This is a genomic window from Embleya sp. NPDC005575 (genome assembly GCF_040605455.1).
Lineage (GTDB): Bacteria > Actinomycetota > Actinomycetes > Streptomycetales > Streptomycetaceae > Embleya.
The window spans coordinates 36,886-57,149 of record NZ_JBEXCV010000008.1 but is presented as its reverse complement, the minus strand read 5'-3'; the positions used below and the strand labels follow the sequence as shown (position 1 = coordinate 57,149).

Below are 20,264 nucleotides of genomic sequence, written 5' to 3'. Positions count from 1 at the left end.
ATGGGTGAAACATGTCCGATTCCTTGTCGAACACGGCCACTGACGATTCGTCAGGCCGGTTCCCGACCGGTCGCCTCGCGGCCGATCGGGTCGCCGAAGCCGCGAAGCTGGACGCGGCCGACCCGCTGGCGCACGTGCGCGAGCGTTTCCTACTGCCGGCCGGCGTGATCTACCTCGACGGCAACTCGCTCGGCGCGCTGCCGGCGGCCGTGCCCGAGGCGCTGAACGACGCGGTGCACCGCCAGTGGGGCACCGACCTGATCCGTTCGTGGAACGCCAACGACTGGTGGGGCGCGCCCGCCCGGATCGGCGACCGGATCGGCGCGCTGATCGGCGCCGCGCCCGGCCGGGTGGTGTGCGGCGACTCGACGTCGGTACAGATCTTCAATGCGGTAGCCGGGGCGTTGCGGCTGCGGCCGGGCCGGACCGTGGTGCTGGCCGACCCGGACAGCTTCCCCACCGACCTCTACCTGGCCGACTCGATCGCAAAGCTGCTCGGCGCCGAGGTGCGCCGGGTCCCGGTCGGCGAGGTCGAGGAGGTGCTGCGCGCGGACGGCGCCGCGATCGCGGTGATCGCGTACAACCACGTCGACTACCGCAGCGGCGAACTGCGTGATTTGCCCGGCCTGACCGCCGCCGCGCACGCCGCCGGCGCGCTGGCGCTGTGGGATCTGTGCCACTCGGCCGGCGCCTTCCCGATCGATGTGGACGCGCACGACGTCGACCTCGCCGTCGGGTGCGGCTACAAGTACCTGTCCGGCGGACCGGGCGCACCGGCGTTCGTCTACGTGGCCGAGCGGCACATCGCCGACTTCGCGCCCGCGCTGACCGGCTGGCAGGGGCACGCGAACCCGTTCGGGATGGAACCCGGCTACACGCCCGCGTCGGGCATCGAGCGAGCCCGGATCGGCACTCCACCGCTGTTGTCGATGCTCGCGCTCGAAGCCGCGCTGGGCGCCTACGACGGCGTGTCGATGACGGACGTGCGGGCCAAGGGCCTGGCCCTGACCGATCTGTTCATCGCGTGCGTCACCGATCTGGGCCTTCAGACGCTGACCCCGCTCGAGCACGCACGGCGCGGCAGCCAGGTCGCGGTGCGCCACCCGGAGCCGCACGCGGTGATGGCGGCGCTGATCGATCGGGGCGTGATCGGCGACGTCCGGCCGCCGGACGTGCTGCGCTTCGGCTTCAACCCGCTCTACGTCGGCTACGCCGACGTGGTCGAGTCCGCGCGCATCCTCGGCGACATCCTGGAGACGGGGGCGTACCGGGACGCGCGTTACGCCATTCGGGCGACGGTGACGTGACGCGGGTCACCACTGGGGGATCACCTCGGACCGGGCGGGGACCGGGTGGTTAGGCTCGACTCGTGAGTTTGGGTGCGCGGTCACACGGATCCGGTATCGCCTCGGCTGCGGCCGTATGGCGCAAGCCTTCGAGGGCAGGGATCCGGGCATGCCGGCCACCCGAGACGACCGTCGCGCCCGGCGGCCCGGCCGCACCCGCTGGACGGACGCCGTGAACACCTCGACGACAGGCGCACGCACGACCGACGGCAACGCCGATTGGGAGGGCGTGCGCCTGCACGTGGTCAGCGGCAAGGGCGGCACCGGCAAGACCACCGTGGCCGCCGCGCTGGCGCTGGCGCTGGCCTCGGGCGGGCGGCGCACCCTGCTGGTCGAGGTGGAGGGGCGCCAAGGCATCGCGCAGCTCTTCGACTGCCCGCATCTGCCCTACGAGGACCGCAAGATCGCGGTCGCCCCGGGCGGCGGCGAGGTGTACGCGCTCGCGATCGACCCGGAAGAGGCGCTGCTCGAATATCTCGACATGTTCTACCACCTGGGCCGGGCCGGAAAGGGCCTGAAGAAGCTCGGGGCGATCGACTTCGCGACCACCATCGCGCCGGGCCTGCGCGACGTGCTGTTGACCGGCAAGGCGTGCGAGTCGGCCCGCCGCCGCACGCACGGGCGGTTCGCCTACGACGCGGTGGTGATGGACGCGCCGCCCACCGGCCGGATCGCGCGCTTCCTCAACGTCAACACCGAGGTCGCCGGACTGGCCAGATTCGGCCCGATCCACACCCAGGCCGAGGCGGTGATGGGGGTGATCCGCTCGCCGCAGACCGCGGTCCACCTGGTCACCCTGCTGGAGGAGATGCCGGTCCAGGAGACCGTGGACGGCGCGATCGAATTGCGCGACTCGGGCCTGCCCACCGGCGGCGTGGTGATCAACATGGCCCGGCCACCGCTGCAGGCCGAGGACGAGAGCGACACCGGGCAACGGCTGACCCCCGAACTGCTGGAGGCCGGGCTGGTGGCCGGCGGCATCAAGCCCACCCGGCCGCTGATCTCCTCGCTGCTGGCCGAGGCCGACGAGCACGCGAGCCGGATCGAGCTGGAGAGTACCGGCCGCGCCCTGGTCCGCGACCTGGACCTGCCGGTCTACGAACTGCCGCTGTTGGCCGACGGGATGGACCTGGGCGGTCTGTACCGCCTGGCCGAAGCGCTGCGCGAGCAGGGGATGGCATGAACAGGCTGGAGATCGACGAGCTGATCGACGACCCGGGCACCCGCATCCTGGTGTGCTGCGGCTCCGGCGGCGTCGGCAAGACCACCACGGCCGCGGCGCTGGGGCTGCGCGCGGCCGAACGCGGTCGGGACGTGGTGGTGCTGACCATCGACCCCGCGCGTCGGCTCGCCCAGTCGATGGGCCTGACCGAGTTGGACAACACGCCCCGCCGGGTCGTCGACGTCGACGAGACCAAGGGCGGCAGCCTGCACGCGATGATGCTCGACATGAAGCGCACGTTCGACGAGATCGTCGAACAGCACGCCGATCCCGAGCGCGCGCAGCAGATCCTGGACAACCCGTTCTACCAATCGTTGTCCTCCAGCTTCGCCGGCACGCAGGAATACATGGCGATGGAGAAGCTGGGCCAGCTGCACGCGACCGGCGAGTGGGACCTGATCGTGGTGGACACCCCGCCGAGCCGGTCCGCGCTCGACTTCCTCGACGCCCCCCAGCGCCTGGGCTCGTTCCTGGACGGCCGGCTGATCCGCATACTCTCGGCTCCCGCCAAGGTCGGCGGGCGCGGCGCGCTCAAGTTCCTGTCCGCGGGCATGGGGCTGATGACCGGCGCGCTGAGCAAGGTGGTCGGCACCCATCTGCTGACCGACATCCAGACCTTCGTAGCCGCGCTCGACACCACGTTCGGCGGCTTCCGCAAGCGCGCCGACGCGACCTACAAGCTGCTCCAGGCCCGAGGCACCTCGTTCCTGGTGGTCGCCGCGCCGGAGAAGGACGCGCTGCGCGAGGCCGCTTACTTCGTCGACCGACTGGGCACCGAGCGCATGCCGCTGGCCGGCCTGGTGCTCAACCGCGTACATGCCACGCGCGCGGGCCGGCTGTCCGCGGAGCGCAGCCTGGCCGCGGCCGAGGCTCTGACCGAACAGGCCGAACAGGGTGAGGAGGCCGACGGCGAGCCGGACGGGTCCGCGTCGTGCCCCGCCGACCTGCGCCTGGTCGCGGGGCTGCTCACGCTGCACGCCGAGCGACTGCGGGTGATCGACCGGGAGAAGCGGATGCGTACCCGCTTCACCTCGATCCACCCCGAGGTGCGGGTGGCCGAGGTCCCGGCGTTGCCCGGTGACGTGCACGACCTGGACGGGCTGCGGGTGATCGGCGAAAGCCTGGGCGCGGGTTGACCGCGCCGTTCGACCGTGAGCCGCCGACCGGCGGGATGCGTGGTGACCCGCCCGCGAGCCGCCGGCAGCGGATCCGTCGCCGCCCCGCCGGGACCCGGGCCTGACTCCCGGCCCCGACGGATGGTGACGCTCGAACGCGGTGGCGTTCGGCTGCCGACACGTGTTCAGCGCGCAGCGTGCTCAGCCGGCGACCCGAAACTCCTCGTCTCCGTGGATGTCGCGCTCGTACTCCTCGCGCGCGGTCTCCAACAGCCGACGCCACGAGGTGATCATCGGCCGGCGGCGCAGCAGCGCACGCCGCTCCCGCTCGGTCATGCCGCCCCAGACGCCGAACTCCACTCGATTGTCCAGCGCGTCCGCCAGGCACTCGGTGCGGACCGGACACCCGGTGCACACTGCCTTGGCGCGATTCTGCGCCGCCCCCTGCACGAACAGCTCATCCGGATCGGTACTCCGGCAGGCGGCCTGCGTGCTCCAGTCGGTAACCCAGCTCATGCTGGTGCCGTCCTCTCCCGATTTTCGAGGCTCCCCCAACGGCGGCGAAGGGAATTCCCGACGCCAAGCAGGACGGTACGAAACCCTGGGCACGCGCAACAGCCCCTGCACGGGCAGTCATCGATGGCCCGGAAGGACTATGCGCAAATATGGACCCACCCGTCCGGGTGAATGCTCTTGCGTTTCCCGTCACGGCTTCACTCAGAAGGAGGCACGTCGACGGCACGAAGCTCGGCAGCAGGACCCGACGCTCGGCCGTATTCACTCTAAAGAGTGAAATGCCTACTGATACGGATCCCCTGGCTGCTCCGCCAGCTTAGGCGAAGTCCCTTCGCCGCGTAGGATGTTTGGGCACGTAGGCTGTGGCCCATGGCCCGAACTTCCTCCGGCTCGGCCCGCCCGAAACGCGGCTCGGCCCGCCCACGATCCCCGCTGGGCTTCGTGGGCCGGTTCGCCGCCTTCGTGGGTGCGAGCATCCTCGCCGGTGCCCTGGTCGCGGGAATCGCGCTGCCGTTCGTAGGTGGCTTCGGCCTGACCGCGAAGGCTGCGTCGGAAAACTTCGACGACCTGCCCGGGGACCTGGATCAACCGTTCCTGTCGCAGCCGTCGTACATCCTCGACTCCGAGGGCAACCAGCTCGCGATGGTCTACGACCGGTATCGCATCCTGGTGAACTTCGACCAGATCTCACCGATCATGCGTCAGGCGATCGTGGCGATCGAGGACTCGCGCTTCTACGAGCACGGTCCGATCGACCTCAAGGGCACCCTGCGCGCCCTGATGCGCAACCAGCAGTCGGGTGGCACCGGATCCAAGCAGGGCGGCTCCAGTCTCACCCAGCAGTACGTGAAGAACATCTTCGTGGAGGAGGCCGGCAACGACCCGGCCAAGGTGGCCAAGGCACAGGCCCAGGAGATCTCCCGCAAGATCAAGGAACTGAAGTACGCGATCGGCCTGGAACAGCGGCTGTCCAAGGACGAGATCCTGACCAGGTATCTCAACATCACCTTCTTCGGCCGCCAGGCGTACGGCGTGGAAGCCGCGTCGCAGCGCTACTTCAGCAAGCACGCCAAGGATTTGACCCTGACCGAGGCGGCCACCCTGGCCGGCGTGGTGCAGGCTCCCTCGGCGTTCGACCCGATCGGCTATCCGAAGGCCGCTCGGGAACGTCGCAACATCGTGTTGCAGCGCATGGCCGAGATGAAGGTCATCTCGCAGGTCGAGGCCGACGCGGCCAAGGCCACCGAACTGAACCTGAAGACCCAGCCGCTGCCCAACGGTTGCATCACCGCCGACCAGATCGACGGTGCCGCGTTCTTCTGTGACTACGTCGAACGGGTGGTCAAGAACGACCCGGCGTTCGGAACGAATCGGGAGGAACGCGACAAGTTGTGGCGTGAGGGTGGTCTGCGGATCACCACCACGTTGGACCGAAAGGCCCAAAAGGCGGCCTACACCGCCGCAACCAAGGGTGTACTCCAAAAGGACCCGGTCGCCGACGCGGTCGTGATGGTCGAGCCGGGCACCGGCAGGATCAAGGCGATGGCACAGAGCCGGCCGTACGGCTTCGGCGACTACGAGACCACTCTCAACTACTCGGTCGACCACTCCATGGGCGGCTCGACGTACGGCTTCCAGACCGGGTCGACGTTCAAGCCGATCACCGCCGCGGCGGCGCTGGAGAACGGGATGAAGGTCGACCAGGAGTACTCCACCGGCTACGACATCGACATGCGGAAGGAGAAGTTCCGCACGTGCGGTGACCCGGCCCGGGACCCGAAGTACCAGCCGACCAACGAAAGCCGCAGCGAGACCGGCACCTGGAACATGCAGACCGCGCTGGAGAAGTCGATCAACACCTACTTCGTCCTGTTGTCCAAGGACGTGGGGTTGTGTCCGATCGCGACGCTGGCCGATCAGATGGGTGTGCACCAGGGCAACGGCGAGGCACTGAAGCAGGTACCGAGCATGACGCTCGGCGCCAACACGGTCGCGCCGATGAACATGGCCTCCGCGTACGCCACGTTCGCCAGCCGCGGGGTCTACTGCTCGCCGATCGCGGTCACCGAGGTGGCCAAGCTCGACGGCACCAAGCTCCCGGTACCCCAGGCGGGCTGCAAGCAGGTGATCAAGCAGTCCACCGCGGACACGATCAACGCGCTGCTCAAGGGCGTGGTCGAGGACGGCACCGGTGCGCAGGCCGGCCTGAACAACCGCGACAACGCGGGCAAGACCGGTACCACCAACGAGCGCAAGGCGGCCTGGTTCGTCGGCTACACGCCGAACCTGTCCACCGCGGTGTGGATCGGTGGCGCCAAGGACGACGTCGAGATGGTCGACATCACCATCGCCGGCGTCCCCTACGACAAGGTCTACGGCGGCCAGGTCCCCGGACCGATCTGGAAGGCCGCGATGACCGGCGCGCTCAAGGGCGTGGACTCGCCGAACTTCGTCGGCCCGCCCTCGGGCACGATCCCGTCAAAGCCGGACCCGAACAAGAAGCCGACGGACGGCAAGCCGCGGGATCAGAACCGGCCGCCCACCGGCGGCACCAACCCCTCGCGGCCGCCGTGGACTCTGCCGACCACGCCGACGAACACCACGCCGCCGAGTGGGGGCGGCAACACCAAGCCGCCGGGGACTTCGCGACCGCCGGGCCACTCGTGGCCGCCGCCGATCGGGGGCGGGTTGGGGGATGGTGGGTTTGGTGACGACGGCTGACCACCGATGACGGGTGACGGGTCCGGTGTCGACCGGGGCCTGTGGTGAATGCTGATGGCGGTGCTCCCCAGTTTTTTGGGGGGCACCGCCATCAGCGTTGTGGGGTGGGGTCGACCGGCCGGTGGTGGGCCAGCCTGGACCGGCGTGGACCGGCGTCGGCCGGCGCGTGGGCCGGCGTCGGGTCAGACGCCCAGCTGGCTCTTGATCTCGGCGGCGATCCGGCCACCCTCTGCCTTGTCGCCGACCTTGGGCCGGACCACCTTCATGACCTGGCCCATCGCCTGCGGACCGCTCGCCCCGGTCTGCGCGATGGCATCCGCGACGATCACCTTGAGCTCGTCGTCGGACAGCTGCGCCGGCAGGTAAGCCGCGAGGACCTCGCCCTCGGCACGCTCGCGCGCGGCGGACTCGGCCCGGCCGCCGTTTTCGAAGGCTTCGGCGGCCTCCCGGCGCTTCTTCGCCTCGCGCACGATGACCTTGAGGACCTCGTCGTCGGACAGCTCACGGGCTGTCTTGCCCGCGACCTCCTCATTGGTGATCGCGGTCAGGGTGAGGCGCAGCGTCGAGGAGACCAGTTCGTCACGGGACCGGATGGCCTCGGTGAGGTCGCTCTGCAAACGGCTCTTGAAGGGGCTCATGGGATCAAGTGTCGCAGCCGCGACCATCCGGACCGTACCGAATTACTGGGGCTGGGGCGGTGGACCCGCGGTCGGGTTCGGGGATCGGGCGGGCGTTGGGCGGGCGTTGGGGCACGGGCGCCCGGATTACCTCGGGATGGTGGAGGCCCGCCCGGGCGGGGCGTCAGGCGGGCGTCAGGACACGGCGGCGTCCGAATCATGCGGGCTGGGGACGGTCGGGGGCACCCGGGCCCAAGCCGCGAGACGGCGCCGCGACGAGCCGGGAGCCGGCTCCGACGCTCGGGTGTGGCCGGAACAGGTCCCGCTGCGAGGTCGGCACGGGCGTCGATCGACCGCCCACACAGTCGCATGCGACGCCGCCGGCCCGCCCGTCCCGTCGCCTCGCAGGGTCGTGTGCGAAGCCGAGACTGCCGACGACCGGCCGGCTCTGCCAGCATGGAGGGATGCGACCGCGTTCAGCCTTCCCCCTTGCCGTTGCCGTCACCGGGGCCGCCTGCCTCACCTATGCGGCGGCCTACGAAGCCCGTTCGTTCCGTCTGCGCCGGGTCGAGGTGCCGGTGCTGCCACGCGGGGCACAGCCGGTGCGGATCCTGCAGGTGTCCGACATCCACATGGTCTCCGGCCAGCGCCGCAAACAGGAGTGGCTGCGTCGGCTCGACGCGCTGCACCCCGACTTCGTGCTGAACACCGGCGACAACCTCTCCGACCCGGACGCGGTACCCGAGACGCTGGACGCGCTCGGCCCGCTGCTCGGTCGGCCCGGGGCGTACGTATTCGGGTCGAACGACTACTACGGCCCTCGCCCCAAGGACCCCACCGGCTACCTCCGCCGCGACGACGGCACCCGCCGGCTCGGCCGGGAGAACCCATGGACCGACCTGCGCGACGGGTTCGACGCGTCGGGCTGGGAAAACCTCAACAACGCGCGCGGCCGCCTCAAGGTGGACGGCCTGGAGATCGAACTGGTCGGCCTCGACGATCCGCACATCGACCGGGACCGCTACGAACAGGTCGCCGGCGGCCCCGACCCGGCCGCGGACATCTCGCTCGCCGTCGTACACGCCCCCTACCTGCGCGCCCTCGACGCCTTCACCGCCGAGGGCTACCCCCTCGTGATCGCCGGCCACACCCACGGCGGCCAGGTGTGCGTCCCCTTCTACGGCGCCCTCACCACCAACTGCGACCTCGACCGCAAGCGCGCCAAGGGCCTGTCCAAGCACACCTCCGCAGACCGCGAGGCCTACCTCCACGTCTCCGCCGGCTGCGGCACGTCCCGCTACGCCAGGTTCCGCTTCGCCTGCCCTCCCGAAGCCACCCTCCTTACCCTGACCCCCCGTCAATCCACCGCCGCCCCCACCGCCCCCACCGCCCGCTAAACCGGATTTCGCCTCAGGCCCCCGACCCGCTAAGCTGAACGCGCAGCATCGGGGTGTGGCGCAGCTTGGTAGCGCGCTTCGTTCGGGACGAAGAGGCCGTGGGTTCAAATCCCGCCACCCCGACCCAGGTCAGAGGCCCTATCGGATCATTCCGATGGGGCCTCTGTCGTGTTGCTGGCACGAAAAGTACAGCAACTACGCCGGCTGCAAGCAATCTTCACTGACCGCGGGGGTTGGGGCGGCCTGCCCTCGGTGGCAACTGACGCCGAGCGCCACACCGACCCCCTTGTGCACCTCGTGTTGCTGCTCCGACGATCCGATGAAAGCCGGGGCGAAGCGCCTCGCTCTCTGCTCGTACACATGGTCCGGGCCCACCCATGTGCGTCCTGGCACGGCCGTGGGGGGCGAGCGGCGCCCGTCCCCTGAGGAGCGGGTGTCCATGGGACGCCCATCACATCCAGGGTGGTAGCCGAGGTCGGAACACGAAACAGACAACCCGCCGTCGGAGCGAGCCTCGTCTATTGATCCGTCTCGTCGAGGCGCCGGAGGAGGTCTGGGGGCGGCGAGAGCCTACGGGTCCTGATCTGGGGGAACGCCGACACCCGTCGCGCCGTCTCCATCGGGCTATGCCTTGTGTTCCTGGCCCGCTCCACCCAGGCGAGCAGGAGCATCGCTGTCCGCAGCGTCAAGGGCTCGTCGGGGCGCACGCCCACCGCCTCCACGGCGTCCACCAAATCCCAGTCCCGGATCTGATCGTCCGTCTTCATCACCGCGAACCACTCTTCCGCGGTGATGGCCTTCGCCTCGCTAGCCGGAGCTGGCGCGGCGTCGCGCTCGGCGTTCCACAACACGTGGAATTCGAGCACGAGAGGCTCGGGCTCAGGGCGATGGATCGAGACGGACGCAAGGTGACGCACGGCGCTCTCCAGACGGGACCAGTCCGGCACCGCCCGGCCATGCAGCAACGCGGACAACGTCTCGTGCGACACCGTCGAGGGCAGCCGGGTGTCGCGCGAGATGGCCGTGGCTATCGCCCGCGTACCGGGACGGCCCGCGCCCTGGTAGAGCCGATGGAACGCCTCGACCAAGTCCCGCCTCGGACTCGCTCGTAACGCATGCTCGTCGGGCATCGGAATGGCCATCGGAATCCCCCTCCGCAGACGGCTACTCGGGCCAGGTATCGCCCAGTCTCGTGTGCCGCACGTGGGCGCGCAGGCCGATGAACGTTTCCGCCCCGCCTAGTTTCGTGCCCGCCGCTCCCGGAACACGGCCAGCACACGCACATCGCGACGAGGGTGGATTCACGGCCGTGCCACCACCACTCGATCCGAATCCAAGGACCGCCATGCCTCTCGCCGAGAAAACCACCACCGCCGAAAGCCCGCGATGGGTCCGCCTGGTGACAGCCGGGGTGCTTTCCGCCCTGACCCGCGCCGTCGCGGAATGGCTCCTCGCCCTCGTCCGCGACTGACCCCCTCACGAACGACGAGACTGGCATCCACGCCGCGCAACACAGGCCCCGGAAAACCGAATTCGGGTTCCGGGGCCTGTCGCGCACCAGCGCATAGGGTCAACGAGACAGGTCACCACCGGACACACCGGCCCCATCTCGTTGAGAGCCGCAGGCGTCCCGGGATTGCGCTGCGCAGTCGCCAAGTCAAGGACCTTGAATCCCCTGCGGAATGAGGTCAATACAGCGTCCCCAGCCGAGCTGAACCGCAGAGCCGCGAATGCCCTGCCGGTCATCGACCGACAGGGCATCCGAGAAACGCGGCAAGTACGACGGCCGCTGGCGACCCTCATCGATCGCATGACGGACGGCCCACCCTCATGAACCACTGACGCTGGCTCAGTGGAACTGCCGTCGAGCGATGCGCCGAGCTTCTTGAGCGCGTTGCGGATCTGGTCCGAGGGGTAGCTGATGGCCACACCCGGGACCGTTAACGGCGGTCGCCGGGACTGTTCTCGTGAGGCCCCGCCCTCGCGTCAGGGGTGTACATGCAGGGCGGGGCGCTTGTGACGCGGCGCCGACCGACGCCGCACCGTGCCGCTCCGGTCGCGGTCTTTCCCTCACACGACCGGAGCGGGGTATCGGGGAGGCGAGCGGGCGTCAGCCGTGGATTTCGACGACCGCGTAGGCGGGCAGGTGGTCCGAGAGCCGGCACACCATCTGGTTGTCAATGACGCCCGCGGCGCGGAACGCCAGTCCGGCGCCGAGGATGTAGTCGCTGCGGCGCGGGATGCCGTCCTCCTGCTCGTCCCAGTGCCCAACCGTGTTCCGGCTGAGAGGCAGGTCCGCGAACGGGTCGACGAAGCCGGCACCGACGAGCAGGCGAATCGCACGCCGATCGGTCGGGCCGAGCGTCCCGTCGTCGCGACAGAGCAGGTGCCGCGAGCGGAGATGACCCGGCAGGGTCGACCAATCCGGCTCCGGGTCGTCGGCGCCGATCGTGTTGAGGTCACCCAACAGCAGGGTGCGCCTGCCCGGCGCGGCGTACTCCGTGAGCCAGCGGGCCTCGCTCTCCCGATCGTCACCCGAGAACGGGTCGAGATGCGTGTTCAGCACGGTGAGTGGCTCGTCGGTGTCGGGGATGACGAACTCGACACGTTGGAGCGTGTGGTGGAAGTTCCCCTCGGCCGCGTCGGGGCTGTACCTCACGCGCCTTAGCTTGTCCGGCTTCCACGCGAGCACAAGATGACACTGATGGCTTGCCGACGGAGCCAACAGCGTCTGCATGCCCAGTTCGTTCGCGATCGAGCACTCCAGCGCGTGATCGTCGCGCGAGCCGTCCTTGACCTCCTGAAGGGCGACGAGATCCAAGTCCATGGCTCGCAAGGCCGTCATCTGCGTGGAGAGGCGATCACCTCCCCCGTCCAGCAGGTTGTAGGTCCCCACGCGCAGCGTCGACGGCCGCATCGATCTCCCCTTCCTGTCGCGACCCGCGTCCCGCGGGAAGCCTTGAAACGCCGCCAACCCCTGCGCAATACGCGCCACAGACGCCTCCATGTCGTACGAGCCCTCCTCCGACGCCCATCCCCTCGCCGACGAGTCGTCCGTGACTCCTTGACCAAAGAGCGCCGGCAGCACCCGCGTGTAGTCCGCCGAACCTCGGTACGACCGGACGCAGTTGCGCAGGCTCCGCCGCCCAGTAGCGAGCGCGGATCCGCTCGTAGGGACTTGGTCGAGGCGGGTTCAGAACGTTCTCGATGTTTCGTTCCACGTTGCCGCGCGGCGTCGAGGGTCGCCCCCGCGAAGTCCGCCTCACGCTGCGGCACCGCCCTCGGCCGGGAAGGTGCACCAGGTGCACGATCCCTCGCGTCCCCAGGCGTGGGTGAGGGCCTCGACGATCGCCAGGCCCCGGCCGTCCTCCGCGTCGGCGTCGAAGGGCTGGACCGAGGGCCGGGTCTCGGACAGCGTGTGGTCGTCCACCTCGATACGGATCGCTCCCGACGCGTCGCACGCAAGCGAGAACGTCACCATGGCTGCCTTGCCGTGACGGATCGCGTTCGTCACCAGTTCGCTGACGACCAGACCGACCGTGTGGACGGCCTCGACGTCACGGGGGCCGCAGTATCGAAGCTGCGTGCGTGTGATGCGGCGCATCTGCTCGACGCGCCTGGGGTGCGGCGTGAAGCACACCCTGATGTATCCGCTGGTCAGCGGAGTCTTGAACTCGGCCGGGCAGTCGAAATCGGCCCGGCGCTCTTTCGCCAACGTGTGCTGAAGCACAACTCTTCGCCTCCAATTGAGCGCGTTTCGGGCGCGTTCGATCGTCGCCGGACAGGCGTCAGCATCGTCGCACCACGAATGGAAGTGATCACAAGCAGTGACCTGTGTTCACTGAAAGACTTCACCCTTAGACTTCTGATTGGAAGTCTGTTTAGTCAAGTACAAGCAAAATATGTCAGGGCGGATTCTGGCTGGGCCCGTGGCTCTCCCGGAACGCAGACGGCAGACTGGGCGCGTGGAAGGGGGTACCTCTTGAACATCACGCCGAAATTGGCGCGCAAGCGCCTCGGTGAAGCGTTCCGCGCCCTGCGGGACGCCCGCGAGATGACCGGCGACGACGCGGCGGCCGAACTGGGCTGGCACGCGTCCAAGATCAGTCGGATCGAGAACGCGGAGAGCGGCACCAGCCGGCACGACTTCGACAAGCTCGTCGAGCTGTACGGCGCCGGCGAGCCGAAGCGGGAAGAACTCGCGCTCCTCCTGTCCGCCTCGAAGTCCCGGGCCTGGTGGAACCAGACGCCGTACGCCGCCGCGTTGACGCCGGCCTATCGGGACCTGATCGGCTACGAGCGCGAGTCGTACGAGGAGTGCGACTACCAACCGCTCGTGATCCCAGGGTTGTTGCAGATCCCCGACTACGCGCGGGTCGTCATCGCCAGTGGACCGTTCGTGCAGGACTACGAGCGGATCGACACGCTCGTGGAGGTCCGAGAGCGCCGCCAGGACGTGCTGCTGCGCGAGGACTTCGCGCTCTATGCCGTGGTCACCCTCGCCGCGCTGATCTACGAGCACGGCGGCAGGGATGTCCTCCGCGCCCAACTGGAGCACGTCCTGGAGGTCACCGAGCGGCCGAACGTGACGCTGCAGGTGATCCCGCACAACGTGAGTTCCGGCGGCTACACGGGCAGCGTCACCCTCTTGCACTTCCCGGAGGATCCGAGCGTGGCCTACCTGGACACGGTGGTCGGAAGCCAGGAACGAGATAATCCACGAGAGGTCCGCCAATACGCGCGGTTCTTCGACCACCTCCGCGACATCGCGCTCTCCAAAGCGGACACGCGAGCACTCATCACGCAACGACTGGAAGAACTCAAGTGACCACGATCCCCCTCGCGGTGCCCCAGGCATCGCAGCTTGGCACCCTCGGCTGGCGCAAGAGCAGCCGCAGCGGCAACGACAACGCATGCGTCGAGGTCGCCCCCGTCGCCGAGCACACGGCGGTGCGCGACAGCAAGGCGGCCGACGGCCCCGCCTTCGCCGTCTCGCACCAGGCCTGGACGGCGTTCCTCGCCGTCGTGCGCTGACCCCGGGTTCGCGCACTGGAAGCCCCCGCTCGGGGGCTTCTGGCATTGAGCTCAGCTGCAATTCCGATCGGATACTTACTTAGGATCTTGTGTAGCGGTACCGTCACACACAGGCACCGCCCCCTCGGAGTCCCGAGTGGAGGCACGTCTCCGCGACGGGAGGACCCGTGCACAAACTGATAGCGAGTCGGTTCCTGGATCGATTCCTGGTGTTGCGCCCCGGCCAGACGCACGGGATGGCCGTCTCCGAACCCCGGTTCGACGAACTCCAAGTCGCAGCCTCCGAAGGCGCGATGGCCCCTTCATGGCTCATCGAGGCGGCCCGCAAAAGCTGGGCCGTCGAGATCGGCTCCGCCCCATTGCACGAGACGGTCCTCGTGCGCGAGCGCTCCCGGTTCGGCTTCAGCCGCGGCTCGTACGAACTGAACCTGGGCTGCAACTACGACTGCCCGTTCTGCTACCTCGGCGTCAAGAAGTTCGAGGGCCTGGACGCCGAACAACGCGTACGCCTCCTCCACATCATGAGGGACGCCGGCGTCGTCTGGCTCCAACTCACGGGTGGGGAGCCGATGATCGATCCGGGCTTCCTGGATGTCTACGGCCTGGCCTACCGACTCGGGATGATGATCACCATCTCCACGAACGGGTCGCGCCTGTGGAAGCCCGAGATCCTCGCAGCGTTCGCGCAGATGCCCCCGTACCGGATCACGGTGAGCGTGTACGGAGCGACCGCCGAGACGTACGACGAGACGACCCGGCGTCGAGGCTCGTTCAAAGCCTTCATCAGAGGGCTGACTGCAGCACACGAGGCCGGGCTGCGCCTGCGACTCAACATCGTCGTGGCGAAATCCAACGAGCACGAAGTGTCCGAGATGGAGGCGCTCGCGGACAGCTTCAACGCGCCCCACCACACCTTCACGAACATGTCCCCGACGATCTACGGCGGACCCGAAACCCTGCCCGCCCAGTCGGAACGGTTCCGACGCCAACGCAAGCCTTTCACCGGATGCAACGCCGGACACACCTTCTTCCACGCGGACCCGTTCGGCATCGCGTCGATCTGCAAGGTCGGACGCGACCCGTCCGTCAACCTCATGGAAGAGGGCCTGGAGGGCCTGTCCCGCCTCGGCCCCATCGCCGACTCCCTGATGCTTCGCACCGGCGGCTGCTCCGGATGCCAGATCTCCGGCTCGTGCTTCACGTGCCGGCCTCTGGCCAAGCTGTACCAGGAAGCGAAGGCACCCCTGCACTCCTACTGCCAGTACGGAGGGAGGTGAAGGTCATGGACGCCGTCATGGTCGAAATCACGACCCGGCCGAGCGAGACCCGTCCGGAGGAATCCGCGACGGTCCCGGACTTGGAGGTCGTGCTCAGCCTGGACGAACTCGTAGAGTCCACGGGATGCAGTTGCAGCGCCGACGACGACCAGCCCTACTGACGGGCTCCGTGTCGCCGGCACTCGGGCCGCCCCGTTGTGCACGGGGCGGCCCGACGTCCGCCCAAGGAGCCCTCGCTTGTCCATGCCCCGGATCGATTGGGAGGACCTTCCCATTGCAGTCCGACACGCCGTGGAGGCCCGGACCGGCCCGGTACTGAAGGCGATCACCGCCTCCGAGGGCGTCAACTCCGGCATCGCCACCCTCCTGCACGTGCCCGACGGCGAGGTGTTCCTCAAGGGCATCCCCTCCGGCCACGGACAGGTGCGCACCCAGGAGCGGGAGGCGATGATCAACCCGTACGTCGTCGCCGTCTCCCCGCGGCTGCTCTGGCGCCTCGAAACGAACGGCTGGAGCCTCCTCGGCTTCGAAGCCGTGCGCGGTCGGCACGCGGACTTCGCACCCGGGTCGCCGGACCTTCCGCGCGTCGCGGCCGTGCTGCGACGCCTGAGCGAGATCCCGCTGCCGGACGTACCCCTCAAACGCCTCGACGAGCGCTTCGCGTCGTACGTGAACGACGGCGAGCGCACGTTGCTTCATGGGGACGCACTGCTGCACACGGACTGCGCGCCGCACAACGTGCTCGTCTCCGACGAGCGCGCACTTCTGATCGACTGGGCGTGGCCCACCGCGGGCCCCGCGTGGGCGGACCCGTCGTACCTGATCACCAGGCTCATCGACGCCGGTCATCCTGCCCACGACGCGGACCGGTGGGCCCGGCGAGAATTGCCCGCTTGGGCCACGGCTCCACGCCAAGCAGTCGCCGTGTTCGCCCAGGCGTGCTCCAGACTCTGGGCCGAGATCGCGGCCAACGACCCACAGGACTGGAAGACGCGCCTCACGCAGGCCGCAGCCGAGTGGGCCCGCCACACGAACTCGACGACCCCCTAAACCGGGAGCTCGTAGCACGACCACCAGTGCACCGGCTTCTACGCAGCAGCCGATCGCCCCGATACCGCGATGGCAGAAAAGCGGCGCACTCATGAGCTGCCCCCTGCGAAGCGGCCACGTGACGGAACAGCGATCAATAGAGTCTGTCGGCAGGTGTCGGAACCGGCTCAGCACCCGCGCGAATCACCGAGAACTGGAGGTTCGATGCCTAGACTCCCCGAGATGGACTCCCAAACCATCCCCCATCCCGAGTCGCTGCGCGCGGCGATGGTCGACACGCTCGTACGTGATTTCGCGGCGCTCAAGATGCCCTTGTCGCGTGAGGTCGTGGACGCTTTCGCGGCCGTCCCTCGGCATCTGCTCCTGCCGGATGTACCGCTGGAACGCGCCTACGCATACGACGCCGTCGTTACCAAGCGGGCCGAGAACGGCGCGGCGATGAGTTCGGTGTCGGCGCCGCAGATCATCGCGATGATGCTGATGCTTCTCGACCTCAAGCCCGGTCACCGGGTCCTTGAGGTCGGGTCCGGCGGTTACAACGCGCTGCTGATGCGGGAGCTGGTGGGGCCCGACGGCCGGGTCACCACGATCGACATCGACGCCGATGTCACCGACCGGGCAAAGCGTGGCCTCGCCGCCGCAGGCGTGGCCGATGTTAACGTGCTGACCGGCGACGGCGGGCTGGGCGCACGGGAGTTTGCGCCGTTCGATCGCATCGTGGTCACGGTGGGGGCGCCGGACATCGCGACGCAGTGGAACGACCAGCTCGCCGAGGGCGGCCGGATCGTGGCGCCGCTCGACCTGCGTGGTCTGACGCGCGCGGTGGCGTTCGAACGCGAGGGTGGACACCTGACGAGCCGGGGCTACGGCGTGTGCGGGTTCGTTCCGATGCAGGGCGCCGGAGCCTATGCCAAACGTCTGATCCTCCTACACGACGAAGACGTGGCCCTGCGGGTCGACGACGACATGTCCGTCGACGCCGCGTCGCTGCGGAAGGCTCTGCTGGAGCCCCGCGTGGAGCGCTGGACCGGGGTGACCGTCGGAGCGATGGAGCCGTTCGACGAACTCGACTTGTGGCTGGCGAGCGCCGCGTCGGGATTCTGTCTCCTGACGGCCGATCGCGAGGCGGTCGACCAGGGGCTGGTGTCGCCTTCTTGGCGGTTGGGCACTCCCGTGCTGGTGGACGGCGACAGCTTCGCGTACCGCGCCCGCGCCAGGCCCGTCGATCCCGAGGAGACGGTCTACGAGTTCGGGGTGTACGGCCACGGCCCCGCCGCCGAAAGAGTCGCGGACGCACTGGCCGAGCACATCCGCGCGTGGGACCGCGACCACCGCTCCGGACCGGGAGCGCGCATCGAGGCGTACCCGGTCGGAACGGCCGACACGGACCTGCCCGCGGGCCGTGTCATCGACAAACGCAACACGCGGGTCACGATCTCCTGGCCCTGAAACGGCGCACCAAGCCAACCCTGCGTGGCCTTTCGAAACCCCACCACGATGGCCTCCAGCAGGACGTCCACTGGCAGCACCCGTGTTGTCCGACCGTTGTGGGGAAGGCCCTCAGTTCCGAGGGAACGATGGTCACATCAGCCGCCGGGTCGTTCGGACGGTCATCCCTCTGCGGCCTCACTCGCGTCACAGAACCGGGCTCGGCAGCCTGCTTCCCATGGACAGCTACCAGTCAGCCCCGTATGCGTGGGTGACCGACCGGCTCCCCGAGCAGCTCGCAAGCGCGCTCGCTGCCACCCGCTCTCATCGGAGTGTGACGAGGGCCAACGCCTCCTGGCGCTTGCGTACCTGAACCATACGACTGCTGGCAAGCGGCGGTCGTCGTAACGTCACCTCACCGGCCGAACCTGCGCGCCTACCGAGCCGTTCATGGCTGAGAGTTGCGAACGGGCTGTCGCTATGCAGTTGCAGCAAGGTCCAGCGCTTCGTCCGCGCTGGACTCGGTGGCCTGGATACCCACGACTTCCACGGTGACGCCCTTGGCCGTCAAGGTCTTCACGGTCTGTGCGAGGGTGATCAGTGAGAATGGGAACAGCGACTCGGGGGTGAGTTCGGTGCCGTTCTTCAGGAGGATGGCAAACGCGAGGTGCTTGGGCGTGAAGTTCTCGGGGAGTGTGCGGTTGCCCTCGCTTGCCTCGAATACCCGGAGGGCGAACTGGGCGCGTACCTCGGCGGATTCCTGGAGCAGCTCGACAGCAACCCGAGCCTGGTTGAACAGGTGGCTGAGCGGGCCGGATCCATGCGCTCGCTTGACAAAGATCAGCGTGTTGTCCGGCGTGAGCAGGTCACAAATCTCGACCTGGTTGGTGGCGTTGAATGGGTTCTTCACGTTCTTGCGGTCCAGGCAGACCCAGCCGTCCCGCTTCAATGCTGCGTGGCGGTTGTAAGCGCCCTCATCCTTGCTGAGATCCCATGACGGTGGGTTCAGCCCCGTGACGCCAACGAACAGCGGTGCCACGACTGCCCGGACGGCGTCCATGTATACGGCGCCGAACTCATACCATTCGCCGTCCATCAGGCAGAACCGCCGAGAGCCGAGGGAGATTTCGGCCTCTACCCACCGCAGCACATTGGTGGTCGCGAGAACGTCGTACGCTCGGGCACGCGTCCCCCGGTGGCGGCAGAGCGTGACGGTGCCCTGCCGGAGGGATTCCAGCCGCCGTCCGGCCCGCTGGACGCGGGCCCGCCCGAGGACGTAATCGAGTTCGAAACCGTCGGAGTGGTACGCCTCGGAGCTGTTGATCTTCATTTGGCAGGCACTCGCCACCTCGAAATCGTGCAGGTGGTCCATTGGTACGGTGTCGGTGACCAAGCCGTGGGCGGGCAGGCCGAGCGCCTCGTCCAGGGCCAGATCAAGCGCGCTGAGCGTGTCCGCCTCCTGGACCGGCATGATCTGTTCGACGAACTCCAGGTCCGGCTGGGGCGAGCGGTCGCGGCAGGCGCGGGCGATCTCACGGATGTCGGAGATCAGGTCGCCAGGCTCAATGCCGAGGGGAAGGCGCAGCCCGCTGCCGCCATCCGCAGCAAATACCTGGCCACGCCCGTTACGGGCCCTCGTGAGCTCGATGCCGTCGAGATACCCGCCCAAGCGGCGCACGATGCGAGCGTGATCACGGATGCCGAGAGAGGGGGCCGAAGCGCCGCCTGGGACAATGGCGATGTCGGTTCGGGCCCTGCCCAAGGTGTTGGAGACGAGGCCGCGAATGTGCAGCGGGTCGATCTGACGGATGGCGAATGACAAGCCGAACCGCTGGTCCTTATGGTGGCGGGGGATCAACCGGTAGCCCTGGTCACGGCCGATGGCGTACACGTCCTCGTCGACGGCGATGAGCAGCAGTGCGGCTGTGCGCCGCACTTCCTCGCTGACCCGAACGCCTGTGGTGCGGGCGAACTCGGCGCACCACTCGGCTTCGCCCAGTTCCAAACCGGCGGTGATCAGAAACGCCGGAGTCCCCATCCAAGTGTCGGCAATATGAATGCTCGCACCGATCTCCGTGAGGTGTTCGATGTCGAGGGCGTCGAACATCGCATCCATGGTCGAGACGACGCCGCGGAGCCGGTACAGGGTGCGCGTGGACGTGCTGGGAGCCAAGGCTTCCTCCAGAGTGCGGGGTGCGCGCACTGCGCGCAGGGGTGGGTGGCTCGTTCGGGCCGCACGGCTGGGGGCAGGGAAGTGCGACAAATCGGGCGCGTGAGCGTCCGCCGCTAGAAAGCGAGCAGCGTGGGCCGCACCAGACCTTCGTCCGCGCCTGGTTGAGGCCGGCCTTGCAGTACTCGCCCTTGTTAAGGGCCGAGCGGTGTGATCTGCTCGCGGAGCCCGGCCTCCTCGGTTACTCCGCCTCGGCGGTGACGGCTCCACCACAGTCTGGGCGGGCGCGGCCTCCACGATTTCGTTCATCGTGATGGGGCCGCCGCGCCATCGCGTCGCTCTTTCCGCTGTCCGCGTCGGCTTCCCTGCCT

General features: G+C 68.5%; 18 protein-coding genes and 1 tRNA gene. 13 read left to right on the top strand and 6 right to left on the bottom strand.

The genetic code is table 11. From position 1 onward, the window contains the following. Window positions 1-11 precede the first annotated feature (11 nt). The 3 genes from kynU to ABZS54_RS04540 all read left to right on the top strand — a co-directional run bounded on the left by kynU (window position 12) and on the right by ABZS54_RS04540 (window position 3,704). Complete coding sequence (gene kynU / locus ABZS54_RS04550) at window positions 12-1,307, top strand: kynureninase (protein WP_355530981.1); 1,296 nt, start codon at window positions 12-14, stop codon at window positions 1,305-1,307. 148 nt (window positions 1,308-1,455) lie between these two features. Further along, window positions 1,456-2,529: an ArsA-related P-loop ATPase gene (locus ABZS54_RS04545; RefSeq protein WP_355530979.1), complete on the top strand. Its 1,074-nt coding sequence runs from the start codon at window positions 1,456-1,458 to the stop codon at window positions 2,527-2,529. After that, complete coding sequence (locus tag ABZS54_RS04540) at window positions 2,526-3,704, top strand: ArsA family ATPase (RefSeq protein ID WP_355530977.1); 1,179 nt, start codon at window positions 2,526-2,528, stop codon at window positions 3,702-3,704. The genes ABZS54_RS04545 and ABZS54_RS04540 overlap by 4 nt, the downstream gene beginning before the upstream one ends. A 180-nt stretch (window positions 3,705-3,884) precedes the next feature. On the opposite strand, the gene ABZS54_RS04535 is transcribed toward ABZS54_RS04540, so the two are convergent. Then, a complete protein-coding gene (locus tag ABZS54_RS04535) occupies window positions 3,885-4,199 on the bottom strand; it encodes a WhiB family transcriptional regulator (protein WP_020554910.1) in 315 nt (104 codons plus the stop codon). A 369-nt stretch (window positions 4,200-4,568) separates the two neighbouring features. Between ABZS54_RS04535 and ABZS54_RS04530 the strand changes: the two genes are divergently transcribed. Further along, window positions 4,569-6,920: a transglycosylase domain-containing protein gene (locus ABZS54_RS04530; protein WP_355530974.1), complete on the top strand. Its 2,352-nt coding sequence runs from the start codon at window positions 4,569-4,571 to the stop codon at window positions 6,918-6,920. Window positions 6,921-7,102: 182 nt separating this feature from the next. On the opposite strand, the gene ABZS54_RS04525 is transcribed toward ABZS54_RS04530, so the two are convergent. Beyond that, window positions 7,103-7,558: a GatB/YqeY domain-containing protein gene (locus ABZS54_RS04525; protein ID WP_355531082.1), complete on the bottom strand. Its 456-nt coding sequence runs from the start codon at window positions 7,556-7,558 to the stop codon at window positions 7,103-7,105. A 443-nt stretch (window positions 7,559-8,001) separates the two neighbouring features. Here ABZS54_RS04525 and ABZS54_RS04520 point away from each other — a divergent pair, with 443 nt between their 5' ends. Both ABZS54_RS04520 and ABZS54_RS04515 read left to right on the top strand, forming a co-directional pair. Continuing rightward, the gene (locus ABZS54_RS04520) at window positions 8,002-8,934 is read left to right on the top strand and encodes a metallophosphoesterase (protein ID WP_355530972.1); all 933 of its coding nucleotides are present in this window, start codon (window positions 8,002-8,004) and stop codon (window positions 8,932-8,934) included. 49 nt (window positions 8,935-8,983) lie between these two features. Continuing rightward, window positions 8,984-9,057, top strand: a tRNA-Pro gene (locus ABZS54_RS04515). A gap of 395 nt (window positions 9,058-9,452) precedes the next feature. Here ABZS54_RS04515 and ABZS54_RS04510 read toward each other — a convergent pair. Further along, the gene (locus tag ABZS54_RS04510) at window positions 9,453-10,076 is read right to left on the bottom strand and encodes a hypothetical protein (RefSeq protein ID WP_355530970.1); all 624 of its coding nucleotides are present in this window, start codon (window positions 10,074-10,076) and stop codon (window positions 9,453-9,455) included. A gap of 203 nt (window positions 10,077-10,279) precedes the next feature. Between ABZS54_RS04510 and ABZS54_RS04505 the strand changes: the two genes are divergently transcribed. Then, on the top strand, window positions 10,280-10,405 hold the full coding sequence (locus ABZS54_RS04505; RefSeq protein ID WP_355530968.1) for a hypothetical protein: 126 nt from the start codon (window positions 10,280-10,282) through the stop codon (window positions 10,403-10,405). A 639-nt stretch (window positions 10,406-11,044) separates the two neighbouring features. Here the strand turns inward: ABZS54_RS04505 and ABZS54_RS04500 are convergent. Both ABZS54_RS04500 and ABZS54_RS04495 read right to left on the bottom strand, forming a co-directional pair. Then, window positions 11,045-11,941: an endonuclease/exonuclease/phosphatase family protein gene (locus ABZS54_RS04500; RefSeq protein WP_355530966.1), complete on the bottom strand. Its 897-nt coding sequence runs from the start codon at window positions 11,939-11,941 to the stop codon at window positions 11,045-11,047. Window positions 11,942-12,196: 255 nt separating this feature from the next. Beyond that, window positions 12,197-12,664: an ATP-binding protein gene (locus ABZS54_RS04495; protein WP_355530964.1), complete on the bottom strand. Its 468-nt coding sequence runs from the start codon at window positions 12,662-12,664 to the stop codon at window positions 12,197-12,199. Window positions 12,665-12,916: 252 nt separating this feature from the next. Here ABZS54_RS04495 and ABZS54_RS04490 point away from each other — a divergent pair, with 252 nt between their 5' ends. From ABZS54_RS04490 to fxlM, 6 genes are all read left to right on the top strand, one after another. Then, a complete protein-coding gene (locus tag ABZS54_RS04490; RefSeq protein WP_355530962.1) occupies window positions 12,917-13,762 on the top strand; it encodes a helix-turn-helix transcriptional regulator in 846 nt (281 codons plus the stop codon). Further along, window positions 13,759-13,968 carry a DUF397 domain-containing protein gene (locus ABZS54_RS04485; protein WP_355530960.1) on the top strand — a complete coding sequence of 70 codons (210 nt, stop codon included), beginning with the start codon at window positions 13,759-13,761 and terminating at the stop codon, window positions 13,966-13,968. The genes ABZS54_RS04490 and ABZS54_RS04485 overlap by 4 nt, the downstream gene beginning before the upstream one ends. 167 nt (window positions 13,969-14,135) lie before the next feature. Further along, on the top strand, window positions 14,136-15,245 hold the full coding sequence (locus ABZS54_RS04480) for a radical SAM protein (protein ID WP_355530958.1): 1,110 nt from the start codon (window positions 14,136-14,138) through the stop codon (window positions 15,243-15,245). 5 nt (window positions 15,246-15,250) lie between these two features. Next, window positions 15,251-15,406, top strand: coding sequence for a hypothetical protein (locus tag ABZS54_RS04475; RefSeq protein ID WP_355530956.1), 156 nt, complete (start codon window positions 15,251-15,253; stop codon window positions 15,404-15,406). A gap of 82 nt (window positions 15,407-15,488) precedes the next feature. Further along, complete coding sequence (locus tag ABZS54_RS04470) at window positions 15,489-16,295, top strand: aminoglycoside phosphotransferase (protein WP_355530954.1); 807 nt, start codon at window positions 15,489-15,491, stop codon at window positions 16,293-16,295. Between the two features lie 222 nt (window positions 16,296-16,517). Next, window positions 16,518-17,744 carry a methyltransferase, FxLD system gene (gene fxlM, locus ABZS54_RS04465; protein WP_355530953.1) on the top strand — a complete coding sequence of 409 codons (1,227 nt, stop codon included), beginning with the start codon at window positions 16,518-16,520 and terminating at the stop codon, window positions 17,742-17,744. A 457-nt stretch (window positions 17,745-18,201) separates the two neighbouring features. Here fxlM and ABZS54_RS04460 read toward each other — a convergent pair whose 3' ends face one another. After that, window positions 18,202-19,926, bottom strand: coding sequence for a DUF6119 family protein (locus ABZS54_RS04460; protein WP_355530952.1), 1,725 nt, complete (start codon window positions 19,924-19,926; stop codon window positions 18,202-18,204). Between the last annotated feature and the right edge of the window lie 338 nt (window positions 19,927-20,264).